Origin of the sequence: Filimonas zeae, from assembly GCF_014641615.1 — a bacterium.
GTDB lineage: Bacteria > Bacteroidota > Bacteroidia > Chitinophagales > Chitinophagaceae > Filimonas > Filimonas zeae.
This window is the reverse complement of the sequence record NZ_BMIB01000008.1, coordinates 121,997-135,453: the sequence shown is the minus strand read 5'-3', so window position 1 is coordinate 135,453 and position 13,457 is coordinate 121,997. Positions and strand designations below refer to the sequence as shown.

13 protein-coding genes are annotated in these 13,457 nt (G+C 46.0%); 5 read left to right on the top strand and 8 right to left on the bottom strand.

The window, feature by feature from the left end:
* Positions 1-1,117 precede the first annotated feature (1,117 nt).
* On the bottom strand, positions 1,118-1,573 hold the full coding sequence (locus IEY13_RS29340; protein WP_188959296.1) for an FKBP-type peptidyl-prolyl cis-trans isomerase: 456 nt from the start codon (positions 1,571-1,573) through the stop codon (positions 1,118-1,120).
* A gap of 129 nt (positions 1,574-1,702) precedes the next feature.
* On the opposite strand from IEY13_RS29340, the gene IEY13_RS29335 reads away from it, so the two are divergent.
* Complete coding sequence (locus IEY13_RS29335) at positions 1,703-2,920, top strand: exo-beta-N-acetylmuramidase NamZ family protein (RefSeq protein ID WP_188959294.1); 1,218 nt, start codon at positions 1,703-1,705, stop codon at positions 2,918-2,920.
* Between the two features lie 16 nt (positions 2,921-2,936).
* Positions 2,937-3,878: a methionyl-tRNA formyltransferase gene (gene fmt / locus IEY13_RS29330; RefSeq protein WP_229688069.1), complete on the top strand. Its 942-nt coding sequence runs from the start codon at positions 2,937-2,939 to the stop codon at positions 3,876-3,878.
* Between the two features lie 151 nt (positions 3,879-4,029).
* Here fmt and IEY13_RS29325 read toward each other — a convergent pair whose 3' ends face one another.
* From IEY13_RS29325 to IEY13_RS29305, 5 genes are all read right to left on the bottom strand, one after another.
* The gene (locus IEY13_RS29325) at positions 4,030-5,007 is read right to left on the bottom strand and encodes a LysM peptidoglycan-binding domain-containing protein (RefSeq protein ID WP_188959292.1); all 978 of its coding nucleotides are present in this window, start codon (positions 5,005-5,007) and stop codon (positions 4,030-4,032) included.
* A 21-nt stretch (positions 5,008-5,028) separates the two neighbouring features.
* A complete protein-coding gene (locus IEY13_RS29320; protein WP_188959291.1) occupies positions 5,029-6,402 on the bottom strand; it encodes a methyltransferase RsmF C-terminal domain-like protein in 1,374 nt (457 codons plus the stop codon).
* A 65-nt stretch (positions 6,403-6,467) separates the two neighbouring features.
* Positions 6,468-7,268, bottom strand: a complete 801-nt coding sequence (locus tag IEY13_RS29315; RefSeq protein ID WP_188959289.1) for an O-methyltransferase — start codon at positions 7,266-7,268, stop codon at positions 6,468-6,470.
* Positions 7,269-7,276: 8 nt separating this feature from the next.
* Entirely contained in the window at positions 7,277-7,774 is a 498-nt protein-coding gene (locus tag IEY13_RS29310; RefSeq protein ID WP_188959287.1) for a dihydrofolate reductase, read from the bottom strand.
* Between the two features lie 12 nt (positions 7,775-7,786).
* Entirely contained in the window at positions 7,787-8,602 is an 816-nt protein-coding gene (locus IEY13_RS29305; protein WP_188959285.1) for a thymidylate synthase, read from the bottom strand.
* A 315-nt stretch (positions 8,603-8,917) separates the two neighbouring features.
* On the opposite strand from IEY13_RS29305, the gene IEY13_RS29300 reads away from it, so the two are divergent.
* Positions 8,918-9,586, top strand: a complete 669-nt coding sequence (locus IEY13_RS29300; protein ID WP_188959283.1) for a response regulator transcription factor — start codon at positions 8,918-8,920, stop codon at positions 9,584-9,586.
* Between the two features lie 15 nt (positions 9,587-9,601).
* Here IEY13_RS29300 and IEY13_RS29295 read toward each other — a convergent pair whose 3' ends face one another.
* The gene (locus IEY13_RS29295) at positions 9,602-10,906 is read right to left on the bottom strand and encodes a proline dehydrogenase family protein (RefSeq protein ID WP_229688068.1); all 1,305 of its coding nucleotides are present in this window, start codon (positions 10,904-10,906) and stop codon (positions 9,602-9,604) included.
* A 154-nt stretch (positions 10,907-11,060) separates the two neighbouring features.
* Here IEY13_RS29295 and IEY13_RS29290 point away from each other — a divergent pair, with 154 nt between their 5' ends.
* Positions 11,061-11,738 (top strand): response regulator transcription factor, encoded by a 678-nt coding sequence (locus IEY13_RS29290; RefSeq protein ID WP_188959281.1) that lies wholly within the window; start codon positions 11,061-11,063, stop codon positions 11,736-11,738.
* A gap of 47 nt (positions 11,739-11,785) precedes the next feature.
* The gene (locus tag IEY13_RS29285; RefSeq protein WP_188959279.1) at positions 11,786-12,514 is read left to right on the top strand and encodes a DUF481 domain-containing protein; all 729 of its coding nucleotides are present in this window, start codon (positions 11,786-11,788) and stop codon (positions 12,512-12,514) included.
* Here IEY13_RS29285 and IEY13_RS29280 read toward each other — a convergent pair.
* Positions 12,511-13,434, bottom strand: a complete 924-nt coding sequence (locus IEY13_RS29280; protein WP_188959276.1) for a YihY/virulence factor BrkB family protein — start codon at positions 13,432-13,434, stop codon at positions 12,511-12,513. The genes IEY13_RS29285 and IEY13_RS29280 overlap by 4 nt on opposite strands.
* Positions 13,435-13,457 lie beyond the last annotated feature (23 nt).

The following is a 13,457-nucleotide window of genomic DNA, read 5'->3' as shown; positions in this document are numbered from 1 at the left end:
CAATACTTTTTAAGAACTGTTCCGCTTTTAAAGCGGGTTGCAAAGGTAGCAGTTTTAAAGTTTCAGTTCCAAATTTATTTTCAGATTTCTGAACCTTTTTATTTCTGACTGTCAACCTTTTAAAGAGCTTCCGTTTTCATTAAGCGGACGGCAAAGATAAGGTCGATTTTGTTTTCAACAAATCTATTTCATCTTTTTATGAAAAAATTGTTGCCGGAATGTGTATTCAGAGGAGCTTGTGCTACCAGCAAGCTTTTTTTCGTGCACAATTCTTTAAGCATTTAGCATGTATCGCTTCACTTTACCACGGTGCTGGTGAGTGATACAGCTGTCGCGGCGAGTCATACATAAGTCGCGGAGCATGGGATAGCTGTCGCGCCCAACCAGCCGTGCGTCGCGGAGGGTGGTACAACTGTCTGGGCGGCTCAGACATACGTCCCGTTCAACCATCCGCACGGCTGAACGCGTCAGCCATACGTCGCGATGAGTGCGCCATACGTCGCAATGAGTCAGACACACGGATGAGCCACCGCGACGTATGGCGCACTGAGTGGGATAGCTGTCTGACTGATTCAGCCGTGTGTCGCGTTCATCCAGACAGCTGTCTGGATGAACGCGACACAACTGCCCCGATTTCCGGGGAAGTTGTGGGGATGATGCCCACAGCTGCTAAACTCATCGCTACATATGTGGGGATGAGTCCCACATATGAAAAAGCGCAAAACACGTATATCCCATAAACTCCCTATGCAGTATCTATGCTGTTGGTATGCTCCATCTATGCACTATCCATGCACCAGGGTGGGAGTTGACTCGTCCTGATATAGCTATGACTCGTTCCTGACTCACTCTGTGGAGCAGGCGGGCTACATTCCTGGTATATGCTCCGATAAAGCACCAGCCAACCTGCACTGGAAAATCTCCAGATTTCGGAATGCACGGATGTTTTAATAAAAGCAGCAAAGAGAAACACTTACACTTTCCCAAACTCCATCAGGAATACAAAAAAAAGAAGTTGTATCGGAATTTGAAGTGATTACAAAACTGAAATGCCCCCAAAAAGTTAAACACTTTCAGGGGGCATTTCCAATTATGATAAAGTCTAACCGATCAGGCACTAGGGCATGATAATCAGGGGGCTTCCGCCACTGATTTCTACCAGTTCAATATCGAAAACCAGATCCTGGCCTGCTAAAGGCGGGTTAGCATCTAATACTACTACATCTTCTTTTACTTCAGCAATTACAACAGGCATCTGCTGTCCTTCACCGTTGCTCATATTTAATACCATACCTGCTTCAGGAGTAAGGTCGGCAGGGAAACGATCTATCGGAAATTCCATGAACAGGTCTTCTCTTTTAGGGCCGTATGCCTGATCAACAGGAATATTCACAGTTCTCTTCTCTCCCACTGTTAATCCCAGTACACCGTTGTCAAAACCTGGAATTACCATACCACTACCTACTTCAAACTCCAGCGGCTCGCGTCCTTCGCTGCTGTCGAAAGTAGAACCATCGGTGAGTTTACCATGATAATGCACTTTAACTGTATCACCTTTTTTAACCTGTTGCATAGTTTGTGTTTTTGTTTCGTTATCCGAAAAATTATGGTTCTTTTATCGTCAAAATATTTCCGGGCGGCCAAGGTAGTCTTTTATTTTGTGAAACAAACCACCCGGTCTTTATCAGAAAAAGAATTGTACATGAATAAATTCCTTGTCTTTTGTTCGCTTTTGTGCGTGTTATCTGGTACCTCTGCCGCACAATCAGCACCGGTTATTTACCCCGGCGCTTATCAAACCAGTTCCTATCTACCCCTTTTACAAGGAAAACGGGTAGCTGTTTTTGCCAACCAAACCTCTGTAATAGGTTCCAGGCATCTGGTGGATAGCCTGCTTCAGCTGGGTATTGATATTGTACGGATATTTGGTCCGGAACACGGATTCCGCGGTACGGCCGATGCCGGCGCTCACGTAGCCAACTATACAGATAAACAAACAGGTATACCAGTTGTTTCGTTATACGGCAAAAAAAACAAACCATCGGCAGAAGATCTGAAAGATGTGGACCTGATGCTGTTTGATCTCCAGGATGTTGGCGTACGTTTCTATACCTATATTTCTTCGTTGCAGGATTATATGGAAAGCGCCATTACTTATAATAAACCACTGCTGGTGCTGGACCGCCCTAATCCGAATGGCTTTTATGTAGATGGCCCTGTTTTAGACAGAAAGTACAGCAGCCATGTGGGCATGCAGCCGGTTCCGGTAGTATATGGTATGACGATAGGAGAATACGCTCAGATGCTGTTAGGCGAACATTGGCTTTCGGCGTTGCCTGCTGCGGGAAAAGGGTTTTCGCTGAAAGTGGTTCCCTGCCGTAATTATACCCATAAAAGCTTATATCAGCTTCCGGTAAAGCCCTCTCCCAACCTACCGGATATGGCTACTATTTATTTATACCCTTCCACCTGCTTTTTTGAAGGAACAGTGCTGAGTGAAGGCCGGGGAACAGAACATCCTTTTGCTATATTCGGTCACCCTACGCTGCCAGACACGCTTTTTTCTTTTACCCCCCAAAAGAAAGACGGTGCCAGCAGTCCTAAACTTCAAGACAAACTTTGTCATGGATGGAACATCTACAATACCGGCCCGGCGGTGTTACAGCAGTTGAAAGGACAGTTAAGTGTACGTTGGCTGCTCCAGGCTTATGAGGCTTTCCCGGATAAAGAATCGTTTTTTATAGCGGCGAAGAGTGGTAAAACGGAGGACTACTTTTTTAATAAGCTGACAGGCAACAATCATTTGATGCAGCAGCTGATTCAAGGGTTTACCGAGCAGGAAATAAGAGCCAGCTGGCAGCCTGATTTAACGGCTTTTAAAAAGATACGCAGCAAATACCTGTTGTATGCCGATTTCTGATGTTTATTTTTGTGCTATGAGTTACCAGAATCTCCGAATCGTTTTTATGGGTACGCCTGAGTTTGCAGTTGCATCGCTGGATGCGCTGGTGCAGGCGGGTTGCCAGATTGTGGGTGTTGTTACAGCTCCGGACAAACCGGCGGGCAGAGGATTGAAGCTACAGCAGAGCGCTGTAAAACAATATGCAGAAAGCAAAGGGCTTACCGTGCTGCAACCTGTGAAACTGAAAGATCCTGCTTTTGCCGCGGACCTGCAACAACTAAAGGCTGACTTACAAATAGTGGTGGCTTTTCGTATGTTACCAGAGGTAATATGGAATATGCCTGCACTGGGTACTATTAATGTACACGGTTCTTTATTACCACAATACCGCGGCGCGGCACCTATTAACTGGGCGGTTATTAACGGAGAAAAAGAAACCGGCGTAACTACTTTTAAACTAAAACACGAAATAGATACCGGCAATATTTTGCAACAGGCTTCAATGCCCATAGGAGAAGATGAAACAGCCGGAGAAATACATGACAGAATGAAAGAGCTGGGGGCGCAACTGCTGGTGAACACAGTAAAAGCGTTGGCCAGTGGCGAACTTACCGAGCAGGATCAGGCTGTGGTAGCAGCTAATGAATCGCTGGTATTACAACATGCCCCTAAAATATTCACCGAAACCTGTGTAATCCACTGGGAAAAACCGGCTACTGAAATTCATAATCAGATACGCGGCTTAAGCCCTTACCCGGGCGCTTTTACGCACCTGAACGATAAAACACTCAAAATATACAGAAGCCGTAAGGAGATTGCCAGCACCGGCAAAGCAGTGGGTGTGCCGGAATCGGATGGCAAAACCTATCTGAGATATACCTGTGCCGACGGCTATATTTATGTGCTGGACCTGCAACTGGAAGGAAAGAAACGTATGGTGGTGGAGGATTTTCTGAGAGGTTATCGCTTTTCATAGCATAAACAGCCATCCCAACACTGCCAGAGAAACGAATACAAAGGCTATACATAAATTGAAATGCCCCCAAAAAGTGAAACACTTTCAGGGGGCATTTTTATGAGCATAAAGCTGGTTGTATGTTATTGAACCAGCCAAATACACAATGCGCTTAATCGTAATAACCTACCGTAATCTGGAATTTTAGCTCGGTTACACCCAGTGCATCTGCCGCAGCATTGCTGATACGGAAATTGAGACCTTCATTTTCTTTCAGGTTGCCCATGTTCCATAATACTTTGGCGTAAATGGTTTTGCCGCTGCCGGGGTAAGTAATTTTCACTATAGAGCCTGGCGCAATATCATTGATGAGGATGTAATATTTTTTATCGTTCCAGCCGCTGGAGGTTTTGAAGGTCATAGCAGCGCCGGTAGCTGATTCCAGTGAGCGACCAGCTACATCTACCCCAAACAGTGATTTGAAATACCCTTCGGAGCCAACTTTAGAAGCATCTACCCGCGGCTCTTCTTTCACCACCGGTTTATTTTCTACCGGAGGCGTAGTAGTAGTTGCCGGTGGTGTTTGCTGCACCGGTGTTTGGGCCGGAGGTTGCGTAGCTGGCTGTTGCGCTACCGGTTGCGGTGCCGGTTGTTGCTGTACAGGTTGTGGTTTGGCAACTACAGGCTGCTCTGCACCAGCAGGCGCATTGCCATTGATGTATAAGCGCTGACCAACAGATACATTGTCAGAAGCGAGATTGTTCCAGGCTTTTACCTGATCTACTTTTACGCGGTAGGTAGTAGCAATACGATATAAGGTTTCACCTGCCTGCACGGTATGCACTGTAGCAGACGCCGGAGCAGTTGATACAGGCGACTGCGCTGCCGGTTGTGCAGGCGTTGCAGTTTGCTTAGGCGGTACGGCAACTCCTGATTTAGGTATTTTAATAGCCTGGCCTATAGACAGTTTGCTGGTGGCGTTCATGCCATTCAGCCTCATGATATCTCCCACCGTGGTTTTATACTTTGCACTCAGCGCAGACAGGGTTTCGCCCGCTGCAATGGTATGCGTGATATACTTCGTTTGTGCCTTCGCCAGCCCACTCACAAACATCAACAGCATAACCGGTACTACAATACGTTTCATCATGCGATAAAAATAAGGGTAATTTTAATCTTTTAATATTCTCCATTCCACCGGGTAGTAATTATTCATGCGCCCCGGCAACACTTTCATCCACCCCAGGTTCACACCCTCATAGCGTGCCAGTGTCCATCCCTTCGGGGCCTCGCCCATGTCCACATCTTTTCTCCGCAGGTACTGCAAAGCATTTTCTTTACTAAACTCCCAGACCTGCAAGTCCTTTTTTACAAGCAAGCTTAATGCCAGTGCGTGGTCGGGTACAAGGTCTTTCCCTTTTATCTCTCCAATAGCAACCCCTGCTTTTCTGATATGCAATGTTTGCTGTAAAGCCGCAATATCATCCCGCCATTTTTCCTGCACCGCAATAATAGTCTCTTTCTGTTTAAACAAAAAAAGGCCTTCGCTCTGCTGTAACCAGCCGGCAACCATTACTGCTTCCTGTTTGGTGGCGGGGCTTAATAATGTGTTTTTCTTAACAAATACAGTTCCGCTGCTGTGTTCTTTTTTACGGAAGGCAGCAATGAAAAAACCTTCACCTTTTACTTTATCCGGATAAAAACGATAACCGGCTGCCTTCTTTTCAGGAGAGCTAACGGGTACAATACCCCAATCCGGCTGCAAGGTAACGGGGCAGCTTTCCAGGGCAAACTCCTTCATCAGCCAGTCCAGAATTTCTTCATCTTCCTCGCTGCTGTACGAGCAGGTGGAGTATATCAACAACCCGCCTTCTTTCAGTGCGGGGTATACATCTGCCAGAATACGCTGCTGGCGCTGACTGCACAGCGTCACATTATCTTCACTCCATTCGCTTATGGCTTCAGGATCTTTTCTGAAAAGGCCGCTACCGCTACAGGGCGCATCTACCACCATTACATCAAAATAACCGGGTAGCGCCTGAAAATGAGAAGGATCGTTGTTAGTGACTACCATATTACCGGTACCCCATTTGGTACTATTTTCTACCAGAACATTACTGCGGGTGCGTATTACCTCGTTGGCCACTACCAACCCGTTATGGAAATACGAAGCCAGCAACGTACTTTTTCCGCCTGGTGCAGCACAGAGGTCCAGCACCCGCTCACCGCCAGGTTCGCCTGCCACCTGACTAAGTACCGACCAGAGAAACATACTGCTTGCCTCCTGCACATAGTAGGTGCCTGCGTGAAACAGCGGATCGAATGTAAAAGAAGGACGTTGGGCCAGATAGTACGCGCCCGGGCACCAGGGTACGGGCGAAAGTTCCTGTCCTCCTATGTTCGCCGGCACCTGCGTTTTGGCGGTATTCAGGCGAACGGAGGTTACTTTTTCACCTGCTTTGTGTACCGCTTCAAAAGCGGTGCGGTCAAAGCCTGCACAATGCTCCAGTGAGTTTACGAATGCTATGGGTAAGTTTTCTGCCAACGTCTGCAATTTGAAGCGTCAAAATTAACTGTAATCTTAACGTGACGCTTCATTCCTGCATATTGTCAGAAACGTACAGAGAAGTGTTGCTTTATTTTGAATTCTTTGCGCATGAGTACGATGCCGATAAAAAACAGGTCGATGGTCATGGTTACAGCCGGATGCTGCTTTACCTCTTCCCATACCTGTTCCATTTCACTGCTCCAGTGAATATCATCGAGGATGATAATCGTATGATCGTGCGATACAGCCAGCAGTTGGTTGAAATAGTCCATGGTAGGCTGGTAACGGTGATTGCCATCTACAAAGGCAAAGTCCACCGGTGCGGGCAGTTTAGCCAATGTACCGGGTAGGGTTTCATCAAAATTGCCCTCCACCAGTGATATATTAGCCAAACGCAGCGAAGCAAAATTGTTGCGTGCAACGGTCGCAATAGCTGGCGCACCTTCCATGGTAATTACTTTAGCTGCGGGGTTACCACTGGCCAGGTAAGAGGAGGTAATACCCAGCGAAGTACCCAGCTCCAGCACTATAGCGGGCTGGTAATAATTAACCATACGAAACATAAGCTGGCTGTATTTAGCCGGCTTTAATGCCGAGGAAGCAATGGAAGATACCTTGCGGCGTTTGCTGGAATTAACGCGCGAGCCTGCACCAAAATCTGCAATTTCCAGTTCGGTGTTATCCTGCTGCAAAGCGGCACGCAGGCTTTCTATAGGTTGATAACAGTAGTAACTGCCTTTATCGTTTAACACATCGGTAATAAAACTGAATACAAAGGGAGAATGAACACCATGCCCTTTGCTGTTGGAAGAACGAAGCCAATATTGAATATATCTGAGACTGAGCTGAAACTTTGAATACATACTTTGTTTTATTTCCTCTCCCACACCTGGAAGCTGTAATCATATGCGTGCTTGCTATCTGCGGCACAATCCTGATTAGATGTCAGGTGCCATTTCTGTTTATCCAATTCCGGAAAAAAGGCATCTGCATCGTCAAAACTGGCGTGTACACGGGTAAGGTATACTTTATCGGCCTGCTCCAGTGTTTCTTTATAAATTTCACCGCCGCCACTTATCATTACCTCGGCATAGTGGTGTTGCTGTGCCAGAAACAGTGCATCTTTTACATTGTTCACCACCATTGTGTTTTCGGCTTTCCAATCTGCATTGCGGGTAACAATAATATTTACCCGGCCTGGCAAAGGCTGGCCGGAAAGTGCTTCAAATGTTTTGCGCCCCATTACTACCGGCATGCCCCAGGTCATGTTTTTGAAAAACTTTAAGTCGTTTGGCAAGTGCCAGAGCAGCTGATTATTTTTACCAATTGCGTTGTTTGTTGCCGCAGCAACTATAAGGGATATTTTCATAGCTACAAAAGATTACACGGCCACAGCGCCTTTAATATGCGGATGAGCCTGGTAGTTTTCCAAGGTAAAGTCTTCAAACGTAAAATTGTAAATATCTGTTACTGCCGGGTTCAGTTTCATTACCGGCAGCGGGTATGGCGTTCTGGTCAGCTGCAGTTTTGCCTGCTCCAGGTGATTGCTGTACAGGTGCACATCGCCAAACGTATGTATAAATTCACCCGCATCCAGGTTACAAACCTGCGCTATCATCATCGTAAGCAAAGCGTAAGATGCGATGTTAAAGGGCACGCCCAGAAACACATCGGCACTGCGCTGATACAACTGGCAGGATAGTTTACCTCTTCCACCCGGCTCTGTGGCAGGTGTTACATAAAATTGAAACAGTGCATGGCAGGGCATCAACGCCATTTCCGGCAGTTCGGCCACATTCCAGGCACTTACAATCATACGCCTGCTGTCCGGATTGGTTTTGATCTGTTTGATTACATCGGTAATCTGGTCAACCGTTTTACCATCGGCACCTTGCCAACTGCGCCACTGTTTGCCATATACCGGCCCCAGGTTGCCATTTTCATCGGCCCACTCATCCCATATGCGTACTCCATGCTCTTTCAGGTATGCAATATTGGTTTCGCCTTTTAAAAACCAGAGCAACTCGTGAATAATGCTTTTGAGGTGGAGTTTTTTAGTGGTTACCAGTGGAAAACCCTGTTGCAGATTAAACCGCATCTGGTAGCCAAAACAACTGGTAGTGCCTGTTCCGGTGCGATCGGTTTTTACCGCACCATTGTCTAAAATATGCTGAAGTAACTGTAAATATTGTTGCATGATGGTGCAAGATACAAAAATAGCTCCCTATAAAAGGAGCTATTCGAACTTACTGTTTCGAGGTAAATGCAAGGAATTCCCCCCAGAACCCAGCATTTACAAGCGCAAGTTAGTACACAGCTTTACACCTGCCATGTGCAAATTCACCGGAACCATACCGTGTTTTAACGGTACTTACCTAAGCAGTATTTAACAGCCTTATTTAAGGTAACTCACTGTTTCTTAAATTTTAGCAGTTATGTTTTTTATAGCGCTGAACGCACTATTTTAGTTGCGGACAAGCTTACTGTTATTCTAAAAAACGTTGTAACCTGCATGATTACTATTGCTATAGCTGATGACCATACGCTGTTGAGAAAAGCACTTGTTAACCTGATTAACGACTTTGAAGACTGCCAGGTGGTGGTGGAGGCTGGCAACGGCCAGGAGTTGATTGACCAGCTGAAGGGCCGCAAGGAACTGCCGATGGTAGCGATACTGGATGTGAATATGCCGCAGATGGATGGTTATGCAACGGCTAACCACCTGATGCAACACTACCCTACACTAAGCACCCTATCGCTGAGTATGCTTACTGATGAAGCGCATGTGCTAAAGATGCTGCATGCGGGCGTAAAGGGTTATATACTGAAGGAGTGCGACCCTGAGGAATTGCACAATGCCATTATTTACGCATCGAAGGGGGAATACTTTATTAACGATCTGATGACGGTGCAGATAGGGCGTGGTATTGCCGCCCTGAATACTCCTAACAGCAAGCATCCTTTAGCTTACGGCGATCCTATACCTCAGCTTACCGAACGGGAAATTGAGTTTCTGCAATGGTCGGCCAGTGATTTTACGTACAAAGAAATAGCCGATAAAATGCGGCTGAGCCCGCGTACGGTAGACAGTTACCGCGATACGTTGTTTGAAAAACTACAGATTAAGAGCCGGGTGGGGCTGGCCATTTACGCCATTAAAAACAAGTTTGTAAACATATAGCAAAAAGGCCTGGAGTTAATCCTGGCCTTTTGTTGCTCTTCTTTTCAATTCTTTTTTTATCAGTAACAGTTCGCGCCCTGTCTGGCCGCTTACGCTGCTGTTTTCCTGCGCCCTGCGCATGAGATAGGGAATTACATCTCGTATAGGACCAAAAGGCAGGTATTTGCTTACGGAGAAACCGGCTTTTGCAAGGTTAAACGTGATGTTATCGCTCATACCATATAACTGTGAAAAATGTACGTGCGGATGGTTATGGGCGATACCTTTTGAATCGAGCAGTTCTGCTGCGCGCAGGTTACTGTACTCATTGTGCGAGGCTATGATGGTACCAATGGTATCGATGTTATTAATACAATACTCAACGGCTGCATTATAATCACCATCAGAAAATGACTTATCGCTCTGGATAGGTGAAGCATAATTATTCTGGCTGGCTCTCAGTCTTTCCTTTTCCATATACGCGCCTCTTACCAGTTTTGCGCCTAAAAGCACCCCTTGTTTCTGCGTAATCTGGTGCGACATTTTTAGAAAGCGAAGCCTGTCGTGCCGGTATAACTGAAACGTGTTGTATACAACTACTTTGTCTTTGTTAAACTCTTCCATCATTTCCATGGTAAGCCTGTCCACCGGATCCTGAATCCAGCTTTCTTCCGCGTCTACCAGTACCCCTACTCCCTTTTCTGCTGCTACTTCGCAAATGCGGAACATGCGTTCGCGCACTTTATTCCATTCTTCATTTTCCTGCTCATGATCGTGAATACCGCTTCTCAGCCTGGGGGCTTCGTTCAGCGTTTGCAACAGGCCAAAACGTGCAAAGCCGGTAACTTTTATGCTGATGAAAGGAATGTTTTTCTGAGAAGCTGCGTATTCAATTACGCGGATAAACTCCTGTGTGGCGTGCTCAAATTCTGCTTCGCCTTCTTTGCCTTCCACACCGTAATCCAGAATTACGTCTACGTTGTACTCGCCCAATGTTTTACAAACCTGAGTAGTTTGTTCCAGCGTTTCGCCTCCTACAAACTGCTTAAAAATGGTTTTACGGATTAAACCGTGTACCGGTAAACCGGTTTTCATTAAAAAAGGCGTTAAACGCACTCCCGCTGCCGAAACCCAGGTAAGCCCCATTGTTTCAAACAGCCAACGTGCATTTTTAAGTTCTTTATCACTCTTATACGCAAAAGCCACGCTTGTATTATCAAAAGACAAATTCATACTAACAATTGTTCTGCCGCGAATATCGGTAGAGCCGGGGGAAGTAAAAAATTTTTGCCCCTGGCCGGCATGGTCATTATCCGTACCCGCTTTTCGGTTCCTGCTCACAAACAATGCCACCTTTACGGGTAAATGACAAAAAAGTGCACTATGTAACTACGTAGCCATCTGTTTTTTAAAAACATAATATTGTTTTAAGCACTTGATCGGGCAAAAACAGCCGAAATCGGGTATTTTAGTAACAGTTAATCCTAACTTACACATGTTTTACCCTGCACTGCTTACGGACATTGACGACACAATTGCTGCTATTGCCGAAACGGCCGACCAGTATCCCGGCGTGGTTATTATACACAACGTTCAGGATCTGAGTATTCTTTATATGAATGCCCCTGGCCTGCGGCAACTGAATATATCTCTGGAACAACTGCGGGCAATGTCGAACATGGAATACCATAACCGGTATTTTAATCCGGACGATGCCAAAGATTATGTTCCTAAAATCAGACGTTTGCTGGAAAGCAATTCAGACGAAACCATTACTTTCTTTCAGCAGGTACGCACTTGCCCCAAACGTGGCTGGGTATGGCATATGAGCAGCATTAAAATATTGCTGCGCGATCAGGAAGAACAGCCCCTGCTAAGCATCACTACTTCAATACCGGTAAACCCCGATCAGCATATTACCGGAAAGGTATCCCGTCTGCTGGATGAAAATCAGTTTCTCCGCAACCATTACCACACTTTTTCACAACTGGGTAAAAGAGAAAAAGAGATACTGAAATGGCTGGCGCTGGGCAAAAACGCCGGTGAAATTGCTGCATTGCTGTTTATTGCCCCTACTACTGTAGAAACCCACCGCAGAAATATTAAGCGCAAACTGAACGTAGCCACCATATACGAGTTGATTGAGTTTGCCCGCGCATTTGATCTGATATAACACAATGGCTGTTGCCGGCAGGCATAGTAATTGTACCGCTGCGGAATATGAAAACACGTATCCTGGTTGTATTGTGCCTGTGCTGGTTTGGAGGGAAGGCGCAGTTTACGGATAGTACGCACTATTACGTTAGTTATGCAGCTACCGGCATTATCAACCAAACAAACGATGGCTCTTCCTACGTACTCACCAATAACTTTAAGTTTAATGTGAGAAAGAAAAGCATCTCACTGAACTCCACCAATAACTGGATGTACGGGCAGCAGAACCGCCAACTCAGTAATAACGATTTTGGCTCCACACTGGACTTTAATCTGTACAAAGGCCCCAAACATTTTTTCTTCTGGGGGCTGGCTAATTATACTACCAGTTTTTCGCTGAAAATAAACGATCAGTTGCAGGCAGGCGCCGGCGGCGCTTATGATGTACTGAACCGGAAGAATGCGCTGATTAACATCAGCAACGGTATTTTGTATGAAAAAAGCGATCTGATGATGAATGATACCACGCGGGATGTATACAGCACCATGCGTAACTCTTTTCGCTTACGGTTTCATTTTGAATTGCAGAATCTGTTTGTAATTGAGAGCAGCAGTTTCTTACAAAACTCCTTCCGCCATAGCAGCGACTATATTGTAAGGTCTGTTACCAGTGTTTCTGTAAAGCTGCGGCAATGGCTAAGCCTAACCACTTCGCTCAACTATAACAAATTCAACCGTACACAGCGGGAAACCCTGCTGCTGAACTTTGGCCTTACGGCAGAAAAATATTTTTAACGTTCTTCAGTATCAGTGATATCTGCGTATTCAAAAAACAGCGCATCCCGTAACGGGCGGATGGGCTTTTGTTTGTACTGGCTCCACACTTTGGTAAAGGCAGCGCCAAAATACAGTATCATAGAAGAGTAAAATACAAAAAGCAACAGCAGCACCAGCGATGCTGAGGTACCGAAAATAAGCCCGATGTTGCTGCCTGGCAGCAGGCGCTTTAGTACTACTTTGCCTACTGTAAACAACAGACTGGTTAACAGCGCACCGGTTATAGCCACCTTCCAGGTAGGCTTGCCATCGGGCAGATACCGGAACATTACGGCAAACCAGGTAGTAACCACGGTAATAGATACAATCTGCGTAAGTATACTGTTTACTATAACTGCCGTTTGCGGCAGTATTTCCTGCAAATAGTTACCCAGCAGCACCTGCAAGCTTTCGGCCAGCACGCTTGCCATAAAAAGCACACCTGCTATCAGAATTACTGCCAGCGAGCGTAAACGATCTTCCATAGTAGCCCGGAAGTTCTGCCGTACGGGTACCCGTATCATCCACAACTGATTCAGCGAACTTTTGATTACTTTAAACAAGGTGGTGGCCACAAATATCATAAATACAAAACCACCTATTGCTACCAGCCAGTTATGCGCCAGGCCACGAAACCCTCTTAAAGTGGTAATAACCTGCTGGGTACTATCGCGCCCTACAATTTCTTCCAGCCTGTGGTATAAATTAGTACTTACATTTTTGCGATTAAAAAGCAACCCCAGTATCTGCGTAAGGATAATAAGAATGGGGGGCAATGCAAAGCTGGTAAAGAACGCGGTTGCGCCAGCCAGGCGTAGCGGATCGTTACTGATCAGCAACCTGAATGACTCTCTGAATAACCCTGTAATATCTTTCAGCCCTCTTTTTTGCACTGCCATGCCGAATGTTACGCTTTTGTGAA